Origin of the sequence: Alistipes sp. DJF_B185 (genome assembly GCF_964250025.1) — a bacterium.
GTDB classification, from domain to species: domain Bacteria; phylum Bacteroidota; class Bacteroidia; order Bacteroidales; family Rikenellaceae; genus Alistipes; species Alistipes finegoldii.
In genome coordinates, this window is sequence record NZ_CAXUDY010000003.1 from 169,912 (window position 1) to 187,633 (window position 17,722).

Sequence of the window (17,722 nt, forward strand, 5' to 3'; positions counted from 1 at the left end):
CGGAAATCGTTTTTTCCGACTTTTTCTCCGGCGTCTGAAAACGCATGCGCCCCCACCCGGCCGCGGCCGCCGGCTCTCGCCCGGCTGCAAACAGGCTCGTTTTCTCCCGACACCTCGTCGGGAGATTTTTTTCAGGCCGTCAGATCGGCGGAAAAGGGGCAAAAACGGGGTGCCGGTCCGGAAATCTTGTGCGCCGGCGTCAGATTTATCGCCCTAAAGTTGCTCAGATCGGAAATAAATCGTATTTTTGTTCGTTAAAAGACCGTAATTTCAAGAGACAAGATGCTAACTGAAGAAGAAAAGAATGCCGGTTTGGTAGGACGTATCATTCCTATCAATATCGAAGAGCAGATGAAGTCGGCGTACATCGACTATTCGATGTCGGTCATCGTGTCGCGCGCGCTTCCCGATGTGCGCGACGGCATGAAGCCCGTACACCGCCGCATCCTCTACGATATGAGTGCGGAGCTCAACCTCTACTCCGATAAGCCCACCCGTAAGTCGGCCCGTATCGTCGGCGACGTGCTCGGTAAGTTCCACCCCCACGGCGATACGTCGGTCTACGACGCCATGGTGCGTCTGGCTCAGGACTGGTCGATGCGTTATCCGCTGGTCGACGGTCAGGGTAACTTCGGTTCTATGGACGGCGACTCGCCTGCGGCCATGCGTTACACCGAGGCCCGCATGAAGAAGATCACCGACGAGGTGATGGCCGACATCGACAAGGAGACCGTGGACTGGACGCTCAACTTCGACGATACGATTCCCGAACCCACGGTGCTTCCCACCAAGATTCCGCTGCTGATCGTCAACGGCGCGAGCGGTATCGCCGTCGGCATGGCCACCAACATGGCCCCGCACAACCTGAGCGAGGTCGTAGACGCCTGCTGCGCCTATATCGACAATCCCGAAATCACGGGCGAGGAGATGCTGCAGTATATCAAGGGCCCCGACTTCCCGACGGGAGGTATCATCTACGGCTACGAGGGTGTCCGCGAGGCGATGCTTACGGGCCGCGGCCGCGTTATGATGCGCGCCAAGACCGATATCGAACATACCCCCAGCGGCCGCGAGTGCATCGTCATCACCGAGATTCCCTACATGATCAACAAGGCCGAGATGATCAAGAAGATCGCCGACATGATCAACGAGAAGAAGATCGAGGGCATCTCCTACATCAACGACGAATCGGACCGCAACGGCCTTCGCATCATCATCATTCTCAAACACGACGCCGTCGCCAGCGTCGTGCTGAACACGCTCTTCAAGAATACGCCGCTGCAGACTTCGTTTGCAGTGAACAATATCGCGCTGGTGAACGGCCGTCCCCAGATGCTGCCGATGCGCGATCTGGTCAAGCATTTCGTCGATCACCGCCACGACGTGGTGGTGCGCCGTGCGCGCTTCGACCTGAAGAAGGCCGAGGAACGCCTGCATATCGTGCAGGGTCTGCTGATCGCGCAGGACAACATCGACGAGATCGTGCACATCATCCGTTCGTCGCAGACGCCCGACGCCGCCAAGCAGACGATGATCGAGCGCTTCAACCTGAGCGACATTCAGGCTTCCGCCATTATCGAGATGCGCCTGCGCGCCCTGACCGGACTCGAATACGGCAAGCTGATCGCCGAGCGCGACGAACTTACCAAGCAGATCGCCTACCTCAAGGAGGTGCTCGAAAACGTCGGCATGCAGATGCAGATCATCAAGGACGAGCTGCTCGAAATCAAGGAGAAATACGGCGACGAACGCCGCTCGGAGATCGTTTACTCTTCCGAGGAGTTCAACCCCGAAGACTTTTACGCCGACGACGACATGGTCATCACCATTTCGCACATGGGCTATATCAAGCGTACGCCGCTTGCCGAGTACCGCACGCAGAACCGCGGCGGCGTCGGCGCCAAGGGCAGCGCCACGCGCGACGAAGACTTCATCGAACATATCTACGTGGCCTCAATGCACAATACGATGCTCTTCTTCACGGAGAAGGGCCGCTGCTTCTGGCTCAAGGTGTACGAGATTCCGGAAGGCGCCCGCTCTTCGAAGGGCCGTGCCATCCAGAACGTCATCCAGATCGAACCCGACGACAAGGTCCGCGCCTACATCAACGTCAAGCGTCTGAACGACGAGGAGTACGTCAACAACAACTTCATCATCATGTGTACCAAGGACGGTACGATCAAGAAGACCAAACTCGAAGCCTACTCGCGTCCGCGTCAGAACGGCGTGAACGCCATCGTCATCCGCGAAGGCGACCAGCTGATCGAGGCCAAGCTCACCAGCGGTCAGGCCGAGGTGATGATCGCGGCCCGCGACGGCAAGGCCATCCGCTTCAACGAGAGCACGGTGCGTCCTATCGGACGTGTCGGTGCGGGTGTCCGCGGCATCTCGATCGAGGAGAGCGACGAAGTGGTCGGCATGATATGTGTCGAACCCGATTCGAAGCAGGACGTACTGGTGCTGAGCGAGAACGGTTACGGCAAGCGTACCGATCTGGACGAATACCGCATCACCAACCGCGGCGGCAAGGGTGTGAAGACGATCAATGTAACGGAGAAAACCGGCAAACTTATCTCCATTCAGGCCGTTACGGACGACAACGACCTGATGATTATCAACCGTTCGGGACTTACCATACGTACGGCAGTGTCGCAGATCCGCCTTGCGGGCCGCGCGACGCAGGGCGTGCGTATCATCAACCTGCGCGAGGGCGACGCCATTGCTTCGGTGATGGCCGTACCGGCAGCGGGCGATGAAGACGAAGAAGTACAATCCGCAGAGGTCGCTGCAACCGGGAATGACGCCACTCCCGAAGCGGACCGTCCGGCGGAGGAGTAACGAAGAAATGACTTTAAAACATTAAAATTCAATCTGTTATGAAAAAAGTATTTTTGACGGTCCTTGCGGTGGCTCTCGTAGCAGTTACTGCCGTTCAGGCCCAGAAAGTAAACAAGTCGGCGCTTGTATCCAAGATCGAGAAGAGCGACGCCGACATCGCCGATGCGAAGAAGGGCGCCAAGGCTGCGACGTGGATCAACCGCGGCAAAGCCTTCTACGAAGCGGCTATCGAACCGACGAAGAACCTTTTCGTCAATATGGACGCCGCGATGCTCAAGCTGGCCGTCGGCGAACCCGCCTCGACCGAATCGGTGACGCTCGTCAACGTTCCCTACGAGGCTTGGGTCTATCCTTGGTTCACGGCATATATCAAGGACGGCAAGATCGCGACTTGGAGCCAGACGCAGTGGGTGATTGAAGACGCTCCCGCCAAGGCTATCGAAGCCTACAACAAGGCTTATGAAATGGACCCCAAGACGGCCGATAAGGTCAAGGAGGGTCTCAAGCAGATCAGCGACTTCTGCTCGCAGGTGGGCAACACGGGTATCGACACCGGCAATTACGCCGATGCCGCCGACGCCTATGCACTGGCTTTCGAAGCCCAGTCCAGCCCCGCTCACGGCAATCCCGAACCCGCGCTGCTCTACTATGCGGGTTATCTGCGCACGGTGGACGGCGCTGCGAACCCTGCATCGTACGTCATCGGTGCCGATTACCTGAACAAGGCGCTCGATCTGGGTTATAACGACGAGGAAGGCAATATCTACTACTACCTTTTCCACTGCTACTACGGCCAGAAGGACGCCGACAAGGCCAATGTCCTGAAAGCCAAGGATGCGCTGGTCGCCGGTATCAAGAAGTTCCCGAAGAACGAGCGTATTCTCGACGGTCTGGTGCAGCTCTATACCAATCCTGAGGATTCGGTGGGCGACCCCGCCGACTTGGTGGCGCTGATCGACGCGGCTATCGAGAGCAATCCGGAGAATGTGGATCTTTGGTTCGGCCGCGGCCGTATCTTCTTCGCGCTGAAGCAGTACGACGAAAGCATCGCATCGTTCCAAAAGGTCGTCGAACTGAAACCCGAACTCTTCGAAGGCAACTACTATCTGGGCGTGTTCTACACGATCAAGGCCGACGAGATGAACAAGGTGATGAACGAGAAGCAGTACAGCAGTCAGGCCGCTTACGATGCCGACCTGAAAGCCGCCAATGCGGTCTATATGGAGGCTATTCCGTGGTTCGAGAAGGCCCACGAGCTGAAAGCCGACGACTTCAATACGCTCGACATGCTCAAACAGCTCTGCTTCCGTCTGCGCGACGAACCCGGCATTCAGGAGAAGTACGACAAATACTTCCCGCTCTGGAAAGCCGCCAAGGGCGAATAACCGCCGCATAACGGGCGGGACAGCCCTCCGGCAATATAGAACCACCCGGCTCGCAGGAGCCGGGTGGTTTTTGTTTGCGCTCTTTTGTCCGGCGCTTTATCCGATGCTATGTCCGGTGCGCACTCCGAATAAGGAATAGCCCTCGAACTCAGTTCGAGGGCTATTCCTTCTCCAGCTCCATCTGCCGCAGTATTCCCCGGCGGTCGAGGATAAAACGCTTCATCAGCTGGAAGTGGGAGGTCGCCTCCAGCTCGGTCGGTTCCAGCCCGCGGTCCGTGATTTCGTATATCTCGGCGCCGGGGTAGGACATGACGATCGGCGAGTGGGTGCTGATGATGAACTGCGACCCCTGCTCGGCCAGCTGCTTCATCCGGCACAGCATGTACATCTGGCGCGAGGGCGACAGTGCGGCTTCCGGCTCGTCGAAATATAAAGTCCGTGTCCGAAGAGCCGGTGTCCGAGCAGCGCCAGAAAACTTTCGCCGTGCGACTGCTGGTGCAGCGACTTGTCGCCGTAATATTTCAGTACGCCGTCGGCGACGTTTTCGATTTCCGTCGCCACGTTGTAGAAACTCTCCGCCCGCAGGAAATAGCCGTCGCGCGGCTGGAGTCCGCGTCCCAGAACGATATGTTCGTAAAGGCCCGAATGGCTGGCGCGCGTCGTGAACCGGAAGTTCTTGGACCCTCCTTCGGGATTGAATCCCGCCTTGACGGCTATGGCTTCGAGCAGCGTCGATTTCCCCATACCGTTCTCGCCCATGATGAAGGTCACGGGCCTGCGGAATTCCAGCCGCCGGAAGTTGGCCAGCGCCGGAACGGTGTACGGATAGGTCTGCGGCGTTTCGTCCTCCTCTTTCAGGCGGACGTATTTGATGTAGAGCGAATCAGGGGTCAGTTCCATGGCGGTCAGGCTGTCGCTTTCACATAGATCGACCGCAGGCGGTGCGTCATGAAGTATTGGAGCACCCCGCGCAGGAACATGTAGAGCGTGAATGCCAGCCAGAGCGCGTTGTTGCCGATTATCGCGTAGCCGACGTAGAAGATGCCGAAATAGGCCGCCGTGGCCCAGAACATCGAGTTGCGCATGACGCGCGTCTCGGTCGCTCCGACCATGATGCCGTCCATGATGAAGGGCATGGCGCTGGCGACCGGAATCAGGATGATCCATACGATATACTCTCCCGCCAGCTCCACGATCGTCGCGGCATTGGGCGCCGTGCTGTCCACGAACAGCCCCACCAGTTCGCGCCACCAGCCGATATAGATGCCGACGAACAGCACCGACACGGCCGTGCCCCACGCGATGCAGCGGCGCAGGCAGTCGCGCAGCGCCCCTTCGTCGCGCGCGCCGATGAATCGGCCCGTCAGGGCTTCGGCGGCGTATGCGAATCCGTCGTTCATGTACGAGAAGAGCGTAAACAACTGCAGCAGCAGCGTGTTGACGGCCAGCAGCGCCGGTTCGTCCATGCGGGCCGACGCCCCTGTGAAGAAGGTGTAGACGGCCACGATGCAGAACGTGCGCAGCATGATGTCGCGGTTTACGATGAAGAAGGTCCTGAGCGGTTTCAGGTTCACCACCTCCGCCCAGTCGATTCCGGTCAGTATCCTGCGGTAGCATGCGAAGAGCAGCAGGGCGGAGAGGGCCACGCCCGTCCACTGCGCGATTACCGAGGCGTAGGCGATGCCGACGATCCCCATGTCCAGTCCGAATGCGAACCAGAGGCTGCACAGCACATGGACCACGTTGACCGTGATGGCCGTGAACATCGGTATCAGCGCGTTCTGCATTCCCGTAAACCAGCCGTTGAAGCCGAACAGCAGAATCCCCGCCGGCACGGCCCAGATGCGGGCGTAGAAGTACTCGCGCGTCATGTCGTTGCCGTTGAGTCCCCACAGGGCCAGCTCGCCCAGCGGGTATTGCAGCAGCAACATCAGCAGGCCCATTCCTCCGGCCACGAGCAGCGCCCGGACCAGCATGTTGGTGCATTCGCGGAAGTTGCCCGCGCCGAATGCCTGCGCCGTCAGTCCGCTGGTCCCCATGCGCACGAACGAGCAGTTCCAGTAGATGAAGTTGAAGATCGACACGCCGATGGCCAGCGCGCCGATCGTTGCGGCCGTATCCGAACCCCAGTGCCCGGCGATCGCCGTCGAGACGATGCCCATGAGCGGCACGGTGATGTTCGAGACGATATTGGGGAGCGCAATGCGCAGTATTTCACGGTTCATGTTCATGGAAAGCGACGGGGGAAATACCCGGCAAACGACGCCGGGCATTGTTTATGGACGCAAAGATAACGCAAAAGCGGCGAATTTGTAACGGCCTGCGGCTTTTATCTCCGAATCGGGCACGCAATATGCTTTTATCCGGAAAATTCGATTAACTTTGCCGCGTAAACATTCAAACTGATTATGAAAGACTTTAAAAACGACTCGACCTCGGTGCTTACGCGTTTCGGACGCGACAAGCGTCAGCGTACCGTGACCGCTACGGCGGAGCGTGTCGAGCGTCGCCCGCGTTTGCAGCGTGATGCTGCCGATTCGGAGCAGCCGTCCGATGACCGCAAGCCCGTCAAGCGGGCGTCGTACAATCCCCACTTTACGGAGGACAACCGTCCTGCATTCGACAAACCGCGCCGCAGTTTCGGCGACGAACGGCAGGGCGACCGCGCCCGTTCGGACGAACGTTACCGCGACGGCGACAAACCGCGCCGCTCGTTCGGCGATAAGCCCCGCGGCGAAAAACCCGCCTACGGCGACAACCGGGGACCCAAGAAATTCGGCGACCGCAAGTTCGGCGACAAACCCTACGGCGAACGTAAATCCGGCGACAAGCCCGCCGGCGACCGTCGGTTCGCAGACAAAAAGTCCGGTGACCGCAGGTTCGGCGACAAACCCTATAAGCCCGGATTCCGGAAGCACGACGACAAGCCGGCTTCCTATCCGAAGTTCACGCCCGAAAAGCAGATCGGCGAAATGCGCCTGAACCGCTTTCTGGCCCAGTCGGGACTCTGCTCGCGCCGCGAGGCCGACGATTTCATCACGGCGGGTCTGGTGACCGTCAACGGTCAGATCGTCACCCAGCTGGGCACCAAGGTGCTGCCCACCGACGAGGTGAAATTCAACGACAGCCGTGTGCAGGGCGAAAAGAAGGTCTATCTTGTGCTCAACAAGCCCAAGGGCTATGTGACTTCGCTCGACGATCCGCATGCGGGCAAAACCGTCATGGAGCTGGTGCAGGGCGCCTGCACGGAACGCATCTACCCGGTGGGGCGTCTCGACAAGAACAGTCTCGGACTGCTGCTGTTCACCAACGACGGCGATTTGACCAAGCAGCTCACGCATCCGGCCTTCCGGAAGAAGAAAATCTATCAGGTGTCGCTCGACAAACCCCTGACGCGCGCCGACATGGACCGCATCGCTGAGGGCATTACGCTCGAAGACGGCGAGATTTTCGCCGATGAGATCTCCTATGTCAAGGACAACAAGCAGGAGGTCGGCATCGAGATCCATTCGGGCCGCAACCGCATCGTGCGCCGTATTTTCGAGTTCCTCGGCTATACCGTCACCAAGCTCGACCGCGTCTATTATGCGGGTCTGACGAAAAAGAACCTCAAGCGCGGTGCATGGCGTTTCCTCTCCCGCGAGGAGGTCGAACGGCTCAAGTCCGGCCAGTACGAATAACGGAAAAGGGTGATTCGCAAGAATCACCCTTTTTCATTCAATGCGTGTCCCGGTACCAGCTCGTCTGCTTGTTCTCCTCGACGTATTTGTCCGACGGTTCGCTGAACGACACTCCCGAATAGTAGGCGACGGGGTTCATCCGGCCGTTGTACGCCGAGTAGAATCCCGGTGTGCTGAGCCGTGCGGCTTTGGGAAACGCCTTGTCCAGCTGCGCTTTGAAATCCTCTTTCAGCCCCGCGTCGCCGCAGGCCAGTTCGACCCAGTGGCCCAGATCGTAGAATATGTGCGAAGACATTCCCTCGTAGCTTTGCAGTTCCTCGGCATAAGACTTTTTCGGCGCTGCGTTGATGCGCCACATGACCTCCTTCATACCCTCCATTTCCGACATCACGGCCAGCGAAATGCAGCCCGATTGGGTCGTCGCGTCGTTCATGTAGAAGTTCCAGAACGCTTCGCACACCTTTGTCAGATCGCGGGTTTTGCCGCCGTCGGTGAAGAACCACGGCATCGCCCGCTCGTAGGGGAATCCCTCTCCCATGATTTCGCAGGGCGCGGCAATCACGTAGTCCGTGCATTCGCGCAGGTCGTAAAGCGTCTCGATATTGGCCATGAAGCAGGCGTCGAAAAGCAGGTAGTCGGTCCTGTAATTCTGGGCCTTGACCGCCGCCGCGAAGTCCGTAATGTCGATCGACCGCCCCGTGTCGCCGAACGAACGGGTCGTCAGCGCCCCCGGCGCCGGGGTCCATAAATCCTCCAGCTCCTTCGACATCCGGGCCGAGTAGCTGAGCGCTCCCTGATTCGCGGGCACCCACGCCTTGCCGTGACAGCCGACGATGATCCCGTAATGCTGCGCCGGGGCGAGCGCCTCCACGTCGGCCAGCATGCGCTGTACGCATGCGGGATCGGCCGCCGCGAAATCGTCGTAGCTTTTCAGCAGCGCGAATGCGGCCGCCTGCTTTTCGGCGTTGAAATACGCCTCGTACATTTCGGCCTGCGAGTGCGCGTTGGGCTGATAGCAGACCAATACGCGGCCGTCGCCCGGAACGTTCGCATCGACGGCTTTCAGGACGCCGTCGATATTCTGCTTGTAGAATTTCAGCAGATCCCGTCCCGGCATGTAGAGCAGCATGGTCTGCGTCGCCGTCGCCGGACTTTGCGACACGGTGACGCTGCACTGCGCGCCTCCTGCGTTCAGAGTCAGCGCGACCGTTCCCAGCTTGACGCGGCTGCGGCCCGGATTCCCGTCCGACGCCGTCACCGTTACCGTCGTCTCGCCCCGGCCGCCTGCGGTGGGGGAGATGCCGAATCCGCTGCCCGTGGTGGTCAGCGTCCACGGTCCGGTCGCCGTCACGGTGAACGCCGCTGCCGATCCGGCCGTGCTGCGCAGCACCGCTTCTTCCTGCGAACTCGTTATTTCCGCCGGCTCCCGCTCCTTTTCGCAGCCGGTGAAAACCGCCAGCGCCAGCAGCAGGCACAATGCGCGCCGGATTATTTGTACGTACGGGGTTTGAGATTGTTGAACTGCCATGTGCGGTCGCGTTTATAGGTATAACCTTCGGGTTTGTTCCAGTATATGCGTCCGAAGTCATAGTAGAGTCCCTTGCGCTTCTTGCCCTCCACCGTGTAGGGTACGGTCAGCGGGATGAACTCCACCGTTCGGCTGATGATGCGGCTCTTGTCGTACGAAAGCCCTTCGGTGGCCATCACGTCGAGCGCGTGGTCGAACATCAGGATATGGCGCGGCGTTTTCTGCGTCAGCGCGTCTCCCGACTCCCGGATCGCCCGGATGACGCCCTGCATCCGGTTGTAGTACATCTTTTCCTGCAGTTTGTTGCCCAGCGCGCCGTGGGCGTAGGCCATCAGGTTGAGGATCTTGGGGCTGAACGGATCGCGGGCCAGCGCATCCTCGCCCGTGTAGAGCATTGCTTCGAGCGTCTCGACGGCCGGTTTGTCGGGATCGAGTCCCGAAGCCATCAACAGCAGCTTGTCCAGATCGGGATTCGAGTCCAGCGGTTTGTAGCTCTCCTGATAGGCGTAGCCGTAATAGAGGTAGTGGTAATCCTCGTCGGTCAGCGTTTCGTCGCCGGCGTTGTAGCGCATCATCAGCGACGGATAGTAGAACGGCGACTCGGCGTCCATCGTCTTGTTCTGAATATCCTCCTCGTCGGGAACCTTCGCCGCGGCCAGCGCCGGAAGCAGAAGCAGTAACAGCAGTAAATTTTTCATATCCGTGTTTTAGTCCGTATTTTAGACACTAACGCGGAATCAGCGCAAATCGTATTCCGCAATCAGCCGGCTGAACTTTTCGCGCAGCGCCTGCGAACCCTCGACCAGCGGCAGCCGCATCGTGGGGCCGATTTTGCCCATCATCGAGAGCGCGCATTTCGCACCCACGGGATTCCCCTCCTCGAAGAGCGCGTGCACCGCTTCGTCGAGCGCCCTGTACTCCTCTTCGGCGCGGTCGAAATCGCCCTGCTTGGCATGACCGACGCACTGCATGAAACGTTTGGGAAATACGTTCGCCGCCACCGAAATCACGCCTTCGCCGCCGCGGCGCATCAGGTCGAGCGTCATGCCGTCGTCGCCCGACAGCACCAGAAACCCTTCGGGGCGGTTGTCGAGGATGCGCTGCATCTGCTCGATGTCGCCCGACGCCTCCTTGATGCCGATGACGTTCTTCATGTCGCGCGCCAGCCGCAGCGTGGTCTCGGCGGTCATGTTCACGCCCGACCGGCCCGGTATGTTGTAGAGTATCACGGGCAGGGGCGAATGCTCCGATACGGTGCGGAAATGCTGGTAAAGTCCCTCCTGTGAGGGTTTGTTGTAATAGGGCGTCACGCTCAGGATGGCGTCCGCGCCCCGCAGGTCGAATTCGCGGAGCTGGTCCAGCACCTCCGACGTCGAGTTGCCGCCGCAGCCCATCACCAGCGGCACGCGGCCTGCGATATGGTTGGTGATGAACATGGCGATCACCGCGCGTTCGGGCATGTAGAGCGTCGGGGTTTCGGCCGTGGTGCCGAGCGCCACGATGTAATCCACGCCGCCCTCTATTACGTAGTCTATCATGCGCGCCAATGCCTGATAATCGACGCGTCCGTCCGATGTGAAGGGGGTTATCATCGCGACCCCCACGCCTGTCAGTTTCTCTCTTATCATCGTATTCCGGTTTTGTTCGTAGTTTCTTTTCCTGCGGCTGTCTTCCGCGATCCGGCGCTTACGCCGTTCCCGCCGCCGCGTTTCCTGCTTCCGCCGCCGCATCTTTGTTTGCCGCCCTGCGTTTTAGCCTTCTTTCGGCATTGCGTCTTCTGCCTTCACTGCTGTGTTTTCAACTTCCGCCGCCGCATTTCCTGCTTCCGCTGTTGTATTTCCTGCTTCTGCCGCCGCGTCTTTGTTTGCCGCCCTGCGTTTTAGCCTTCTTTCGGCATTGCGTCTTCTGCCTTCTTTGCCGTGTTTCCAACTTCCGCCGCCGTGGCATCTTCCGTTCCCGCCGCTGTCGTCTCTTCTGTTCCCGCCTCCGTTTCTTCGTACCGGCGGGGACGGCCTATCCGGTTGCGTCTGCCGGCTAAAACAGCTTCGGCTCGGCCGCATCCTTGTGCGCCGCGCTCCCTTCCGCGCCCCCTTACGTCCGCTTTTCCGCCGCATTTGCGGCGGGTATTTCGTCGCTGCCGATCATGGCGATAAAATCCTCTTCGGAGATGATCTTCACGCCCAGCTTCTCGGCTTTCTTGAGCTTCGCCGGACCCATATTCTCGCCCGCCACGATGTAATCGACGTTCGCCGATACGGCCGCGAGGTTCCTGCCGCCGTGTATTTCGATCAGCTCTTTCAGCTCGTCGCGGCTGTGGTTCGAGAACTTGCCCGATATCACGAAACTCTTTCCCGCGAGCGACTCCGACGCCAGCTCGCGCGCTTCGGCTTCGAACTTCACGCCCGCGTCGCGCAGGCGGCGGATGATGGCGAGGTTCTTCTCGTCGGCGAAGTATTCGATGATCGCGTCGGCGATGCGTCCGCCCACTTCGTCGGCTTCGGTCAACTCCTCGCGCGTGGCTTTCATCACCGCGTCGAGCGACCGGAAGTGTTCCGCGAGGTATTTGGCCGTGGTTTCGCCCACGAAGCGGATTCCCAGCCCGAACAGCACGCGCCTGAAAGGCACTTCGACCGATCCCCGGATGCTCCGGATGATGTTGTCTGCCGACTTCTCGCCCAGCCGCGGCAGACACGCCAGCTGCGGAGCCTGCAGGTCGTACAGGTCGGCCACGTCGCGCACCAGCCCGTTTTCGTAAAGCAGCTCGACGGTCTCTTCGCCCAGTCCCTCGATGTCCATCGCCTTGCGGCGGATGAAGTGGATGATGCGTCCGATGATCTGCGGACGGCATCCGCCCTGATTGGGACAGTAGTGCTTCGCCTCGCCTTCGTATTTGACCAGCGGCGTGCCGCATTCGGGACATACCGTGATGTACTCGAACGGCCTGCTGTCTGCCGGCCGCTGCGAAAGCTCCACGCCCGTGATCTTGGGAATGATTTCGCCGCCTTTCTCGACGTATACCATGTCGCCCGGACGTATGTCCAGCAGGGCCATCTGTTCGGCGTTGTGCAGCGTCGCCCGGCGTACCGTCGTGCCGGCCAGCAGCACCGGTTCGAGGTTGGCCACGGGCGTTATGGCTCCCGTGCGTCCCACCTGAAAGGCCACGCTGTCCAACCGCGTCAAAGCCTGCTCGGCCTTGAACTTGTAGGCCACGGCCCATTTCGGGGCCTTGGCCGTGAATCCCAGCTGCCGCCGCACGCCGAAGTCGTTTACCTTGATTACCACGCCGTCGGTGGGGAAGGGGAGTTCCCTGCGCGCTTCGTCCCAATGGGCGATGTAGGCGTCTATCTCCTCCGCACTGCGGCATATGCGCATCTGGTCCGAAATCTTGAATCCCCATTCGCGTGCCTTCTGCAAACTCTCCCAATGGTTCGTGAAGGGCAGGTCGTCGCCCGCCAGCTGGTAGAGCGTGCAGTCCAGACCGCGCCGCGCGACCACCGCCGAAGCCTGCTGCTTGAGCGTTCCGGCCGCGGCGTTGCGCGGATTGGCGAAAAGCGTCTCCCCGGCCGCCTCGCGTTCGGCGTTGATCTTGTCGAACGAGGCGTAGGGCATCAGTATCTCGCCGCGTATTTCGAAATAGTCGGGCCAGTCGTCGCCCCTGAGCCTGAGGGGCACTGTCCGCACCGTGCGGACGTTGGCCGTCACGTCGTCGCCCTGCGTGCCGTCGCCGCGCGTCACGGCGCGCAGCAGCCGGCCATGCTCGTAGGTGAGCGATATGGCCGTGCCGTCGAACTTCAGCTCGCAGACGAATTCCGTGGGACCCGTCTCCTTCTCGATCCGCTCGATGAACTCGTGCAGCTCGTCCGGCGAATAGGTGTTGCCGAGCGAAAGCATCGGAAACCGGTGCTTCACGCTTCGGAACTCCGCGGTGATGTCGCTTCCGACGCGTACCGAAGGTGAGTTGGGATCGGCCATTTCGGGATGCGCGCGCTCCAGATCCTGCAGTTCGCGCATCATGGCGTCGAATTCGAAGTCGGAGATTTCGGGGGCGTTTTCGACGTAATATCTGAAGTTATGGTACTCAAGCTGCCGCCGCAGCTCTTCGATTCTCTCGCGTATCATAATATAAGTATAACGTGCGTAAAGGTACGTATTTTGTTCGTAACTACCTGCAAATTCAAAAAAAATGCAAAAAAAAATTGAGTATGTGGCGCGATATGTAAATTTTGCTTATAATTGCAGAAAATTTCCAAACATTATTATGGCTAAACAGAATACGACGAAGAAACATATCGTAACGAGCTTCCATAATCTGGCCCCCGAACTGCAGGAGGCCGTCAAGCAGAAATACCCGCTGGGGTTCACCGAAGCGATGATGCGCGTGGACAAGCCCAACGGAGATTTTTTCTATGCCGTACCTTTCGATACGGACGAAATCGCCTACATGGTTAAGATCGACGTCAAGATCGACGACAATGCGCAGGAGGACGACGACAAGGACTACTACGACGACGAGATCAAGGGTGCCGACGAGATTCAGGACGACGGCAATTCCGACGGCGGCGACGACTCCGACGACGACGTAAACATCTGAGGCCTATGACCCGCTTCGTTCCTCTCCTCGCGTTTGCGCTTCTTGCGGCCTGCGGCCTTGTGGACGACGAACGCGACGACAAGAACAAGCGCGTATACATCACTTTTGCAGATCCCGCATTCGAGGCTTACTGCCTTGAGCATTTCGACATCGACCACGACGGACGCATTTCGCGCTACGAAGCGCAGCGCGTCCTGAAAATGGACTGCCCTGACCGCGGCATCGCGCATATGTGGGAGATCGGCGAATTCTCGCGGCTCGAACGGCTCGACTGCAGCGGCAACGACCTCACGCAGCTTGATTTGCGCAAGTGTACGCTGTTGCAGACGCTCGATTGCAGCCGTAACCGCATCGCTTCGCTCGATCTGGACGGGCTGCGCGCTCTTCTGGAGTTGAACTGCGCGGACAATGCGCTCACGCTGCTGGACCTCAAATCCGCCGGAGCGCTCCGTCTGCTCGACTGCAGCGGCAACCGGCTCGTGACGCTCGACCTGCGACCCTGCTCGGAGCGGCTTAAGGCCGATGCGGGCGGCAATCCTCCGCTCACGACCGTCTACTGCCGCGCATCGCAGAGCGTCAGTGCCGACGGACATACCGAAATAATCGTCCGCTGATTCCGCATCGTCTTTTGGGCCGATCCGCTCCCGTCCGATCTGCTCCCGGTTTCCGCTCCCGGCCTCCACTTCCGTCCCGTCCGGTTTCTCCGGGGCGGGATTGTCGTTTTTTTCTTCGCCTGCGGCATGATTCAGTCCGGCGTTTTGCGAATCTTCCGAATGGCGATGCGGGGTCTCTGCAGTCCGTCCGCTCTGCTTGCCTTTCCGTCCGCTCCGTCCGCCCATCCGTCCGCCCATCCGTCCGCCCATCCGTCCGCCCATCCGTCCCGCCCATCTGCCCGCCTATCCGGCCGCTTCGCCCGTTTTGGCCGTTTCGTCTTTCCGTCTGTTTGGTTCGTCTCTCCGCCTGTCCGCCCATTCGTCTTGTCCCGTCTGCTTCGTCTCTCCGTCTGTCAGCTTTGTCTGATTCCCGCCTATTCCTTTATCCGCTCCGTTCGTCCCGTCCTCCTGCTCTGACCTTTCTGTCTGCTCCGCCTGCCCACCTGCCTGTCCGCGCTTCGTCTCTCCGCTCATTCGTGTCCGTCCGCTCCGTCCGCTCTGTCCGCTTTACCCGCCTGCCCCGTCCGCCTATCCGCCCGTCCCGCTCCGGAGCCGCCGAATTTTATTCCGCCGATTTCACACAGTGCTTTGTTTTTTCGTCGCAGGATGTTTTTTTCGCATCCGATTTCTGATACATTGTTGAAAAGTCGCCGCGGCGAATTGGGTATTTCGGATAATAATTAGTACCTTTGGATGCAAAAAATGTCTTTTGCACACAAAAATACAACCGGATACAATGAAAAAAGTTGACGTTATCCTCGGCCTGCAATGGGGTGACGAGGGCAAGGGAAAAGTCGTGGATGTGCTGACGCCTGCCTACGAGGTCGTCGCCCGTTTTCAGGGCGGTCCCAATGCCGGTCACACGTTGGAGTTCAACGGCGAGAAATACGTACTCCGCTCGATTCCTTCGGGCATATTTCAGGGCGGAAAAACCAACATCATCGGCAACGGCGTTGTCATTGACGCCGTCCTCTTCCGCGAGGAGGCCGAGGCGCTCGCAGCCAGCGGCCACGACCTGACCAAACAACTCTGCATTTCGAAGAAAGCCCACCTGATCCTGCCGACCCACCGCATTCTCGATGCGGCTTACGAAGCGGCCAAGGGCAGCGCCAAGATCGGCACCACGGGCAAAGGCATCGGTCCGACCTATACCGACAAGGTGAGCCGCAACGGCATGCGCGTCGGCGACGTGCTGAGCGCCGATTTCCGGCAGATTTATGCACGGGCCAAGGCGCGCCACGAGAGCATTCTGCGCGGTCTGGGTTATGAATATGATATTGCGGAGCTGGAACGGAAGTGGTTCGAGGCCGTCGAATACCTCAAGCGTTTCAACATCATCGACAGCGAATATTTCGTCAACGGGTGTCTGGCTCAGGACAAGAGCATTCTGGCCGAAGGCGCTCAGGGCACGCTGCTCGACGTGGACTTCGGATCGTATCCGTTCGTCACCTCCTCGAATACCGTCTGCGCCGGCGCCTGCGTCGGTCTGGGCATCGCCCCGAACCGTATCGGCGAGGTCTACGGCATCTTCAAGGCCTACTGTACGCGCGTGGGCGGCGGCCCGTTCCCTACGGAGCTGTTCGACGAAACGGGCGCCCGGATGCGCAGTATCGGCCATGAATACGGCGCCGTTACGGGCCGTGAACGCCGCTGCGGCTGGCTCGACCTTGTCGCGCTGAAATATTCGATCATGATCAACGGCGTGACGCAGCTCATCATGATGAAGTCCGACGTCATGAACGACTTCGAGACCGTCAAGGTCGCCACCGAATACGAGGTCGGCGGCGAGCGCACCGCGCATTTTCCCTACGAGATCGGCGACGACCTGAAACCCGTCTACCGCGAGTTCGAAGGCTGGAAGTGCGACCTGCGCGACTGCAAGAGCTACGACGACTTCCCGGCCGCATTCAAGACGTACGTCGAATTCATCGAGCGCGAGACGGGCGTTCCCGTGAAGATCATCTCCGTCGGTCCCGACCGCGGCGAAACGATCGTCCGGTAGGGGAGCCTTTGGGCCGCCGCATGTCGCATGCCGCGTATGCCGCGCCGAATGTATCCCGCATGCCGTATTGCGGCCGGAGATGCGGCCCCGTGCGTGGAGTTTTCCGCCTGCCGCGGCGTCCGAAACAATGATACCGATTTAATTTTGTAACTATAACCTTATGAAAAAAGCACTTAAAATTGTCGTATTGGCCAAGCAGGTGCCCGATACCCGCAATGTGGGTAAGGATGCGATGACCCCCGAAGGGACGGTCAACCGCGCGGCGCTGCCGGCCATCTTCAATCCGGAGGACCTCAATGCGCTCGAAATGGCGCTCGCGCTGAAAGACCGCACCGAAGGCTCCACGGTTCATATCCTTACGATGGGTCCGCAGCGCGCCGCCGACATTATCCGCGACGCCATGTTCCGCGGGGCCGACGGCGGCTATCTGCTTACGGGCCGCGAGTTCGCCGGTTCGGACACCCTCGCCACGTCGTACGCGCTCTCTTGCGCGCTGAAAATGATCGCTCCCGACATCATCTTCGCGGGCCGTCAGGCCATCGACGGCGATACGGCGCAGGTCGGACCTCAGGTGGCCGAGAAGCTGGGCCTGCCGCAGGTGACCTATGCCGAGGAGATTACCGAAATCAAAGCGGATTCGCTGGTCATCAAACGCCGCCTGAACTGCGGCATGGAGACGGTCGAGACGCCCGTTCCGGTGGTCGTTACGGTCAACGCGTCGGCTCCCGAATGCCGTCCGCGCAACGCCAAGCGCGTGATGACCTGCAAATTCGCCCTCGCCAAATCGGAGATCGCCGCAGCTCCCGACTCGCCGGCCGCCAAGCGCGCCGCCGCCAAGGAGTACCTGCAGATCGTCGAGTGGGCCGCCGCCGACGTCAATCCCGATCCGCAGCAGCTGGGCCTTGCGGGTTCGCCCACCAAGGTCAAGAAGATCGAGAACGTGGTGTTTCAGGCCAAGGAGGCCAAGAAACTCACGGCTTCCGACGAGGATATCAATTCACTGATGGTCGAACTTATCGCGAGCCACACGCTCGGTTAAATCCGC

The 17,722-nt window shown here is 59.7% G+C and carries 14 protein-coding genes; 7 read left to right on the forward strand and 7 right to left on the reverse strand.

Annotated features, from left to right (window positions below; genetic code table 11):
• Positions 1 to 282 precede the first annotated feature (282 nt).
• Both gyrA and ACESTR_RS05870 read left to right on the forward strand, forming a co-directional pair.
• The gene (gene gyrA, locus ACESTR_RS05865; RefSeq protein WP_009596570.1) at positions 283 to 2,838 is read left to right on the forward strand and encodes a DNA gyrase subunit A; all 2,556 of its coding nucleotides are present in this window, start codon (positions 283 to 285) and stop codon (positions 2,836 to 2,838) included.
• 38 nt (positions 2,839 to 2,876) lie between these two features.
• On the forward strand, positions 2,877 to 4,223 hold the full coding sequence (locus tag ACESTR_RS05870) for a tetratricopeptide repeat protein (protein WP_373178984.1): 1,347 nt from the start codon (positions 2,877 to 2,879) through the stop codon (positions 4,221 to 4,223).
• 160 nt (positions 4,224 to 4,383) lie between these two features.
• Here ACESTR_RS05870 and ACESTR_RS05875 read toward each other — a convergent pair whose 3' ends face one another.
• From ACESTR_RS05875 to ACESTR_RS05885, 3 genes are read right to left on the reverse strand one after another with little or no spacing between them, the layout of a single operon-like run.
• On the reverse strand, positions 4,384 to 4,611 hold the full coding sequence (locus ACESTR_RS05875) for an AAA family ATPase (protein WP_278713782.1): 228 nt from the start codon (positions 4,609 to 4,611) through the stop codon (positions 4,384 to 4,386).
• On the reverse strand, positions 4,590 to 5,123 hold the full coding sequence (locus ACESTR_RS05880; RefSeq protein ID WP_278713781.1) for an AAA family ATPase: 534 nt from the start codon (positions 5,121 to 5,123) through the stop codon (positions 4,590 to 4,592). The genes ACESTR_RS05875 and ACESTR_RS05880 overlap by 22 nt, the downstream gene beginning before the upstream one ends.
• A 5-nt stretch (positions 5,124 to 5,128) precedes the next feature.
• Positions 5,129 to 6,454 (reverse strand): MATE family efflux transporter, encoded by a 1,326-nt coding sequence (locus ACESTR_RS05885; protein WP_278713779.1) that lies wholly within the window; start codon positions 6,452 to 6,454, stop codon positions 5,129 to 5,131.
• 177 nt (positions 6,455 to 6,631) lie between these two features.
• Between ACESTR_RS05885 and ACESTR_RS05890 the strand changes: the two genes are divergently transcribed.
• Positions 6,632 to 7,903 carry a pseudouridine synthase gene (locus tag ACESTR_RS05890; protein ID WP_009596563.1) on the forward strand — a complete coding sequence of 424 codons (1,272 nt, stop codon included), beginning with the start codon at positions 6,632 to 6,634 and terminating at the stop codon, positions 7,901 to 7,903.
• Positions 7,904 to 7,940: 37 nt separating this feature from the next.
• Here the strand turns inward: ACESTR_RS05890 and ACESTR_RS05895 are convergent, their stop codons facing one another.
• From ACESTR_RS05895 to ligA, 4 genes are all read right to left on the reverse strand, one after another.
• Positions 7,941 to 9,431: a clostripain-related cysteine peptidase gene (locus ACESTR_RS05895; RefSeq protein ID WP_373178986.1), complete on the reverse strand. Its 1,491-nt coding sequence runs from the start codon at positions 9,429 to 9,431 to the stop codon at positions 7,941 to 7,943.
• A complete protein-coding gene (locus tag ACESTR_RS05900) occupies positions 9,392 to 10,129 on the reverse strand; it encodes a DUF4919 domain-containing protein (RefSeq protein ID WP_009596581.1) in 738 nt (245 codons plus the stop codon). Before ACESTR_RS05900 ends, ACESTR_RS05895 begins: the two co-directional genes overlap by 40 nt.
• Before the next feature lie 39 nt (positions 10,130 to 10,168).
• The gene (dapA, locus tag ACESTR_RS05905; RefSeq protein WP_022043680.1) at positions 10,169 to 11,059 is read right to left on the reverse strand and encodes a 4-hydroxy-tetrahydrodipicolinate synthase; all 891 of its coding nucleotides are present in this window, start codon (positions 11,057 to 11,059) and stop codon (positions 10,169 to 10,171) included.
• Between the two features lie 463 nt (positions 11,060 to 11,522).
• Positions 11,523 to 13,550: an NAD-dependent DNA ligase LigA gene (gene ligA, locus ACESTR_RS05910; RefSeq protein ID WP_130062777.1), complete on the reverse strand. Its 2,028-nt coding sequence runs from the start codon at positions 13,548 to 13,550 to the stop codon at positions 11,523 to 11,525.
• A 139-nt stretch (positions 13,551 to 13,689) separates the two neighbouring features.
• Between ligA and ACESTR_RS05915 the strand changes: the two genes are divergently transcribed.
• From ACESTR_RS05915 to ACESTR_RS05930, 4 genes are all read left to right on the forward strand, one after another.
• Entirely contained in the window at positions 13,690 to 14,022 is a 333-nt protein-coding gene (locus ACESTR_RS05915; RefSeq protein ID WP_014776306.1) for a hypothetical protein, read from the forward strand.
• Positions 14,023 to 14,027: 5 nt separating this feature from the next.
• Positions 14,028 to 14,636 carry a leucine-rich repeat domain-containing protein gene (locus tag ACESTR_RS05920; protein WP_009596616.1) on the forward strand — a complete coding sequence of 203 codons (609 nt, stop codon included), beginning with the start codon at positions 14,028 to 14,030 and terminating at the stop codon, positions 14,634 to 14,636.
• A 775-nt stretch (positions 14,637 to 15,411) separates the two neighbouring features.
• Positions 15,412 to 16,677 carry an adenylosuccinate synthase gene (locus ACESTR_RS05925; RefSeq protein WP_130062778.1) on the forward strand — a complete coding sequence of 422 codons (1,266 nt, stop codon included), beginning with the start codon at positions 15,412 to 15,414 and terminating at the stop codon, positions 16,675 to 16,677.
• A gap of 160 nt (positions 16,678 to 16,837) precedes the next feature.
• Complete coding sequence (locus ACESTR_RS05930; protein ID WP_130062779.1) at positions 16,838 to 17,716, forward strand: electron transfer flavoprotein subunit beta/FixA family protein; 879 nt, start codon at positions 16,838 to 16,840, stop codon at positions 17,714 to 17,716.
• Positions 17,717 to 17,722: the final 6 nt, after the last annotated feature.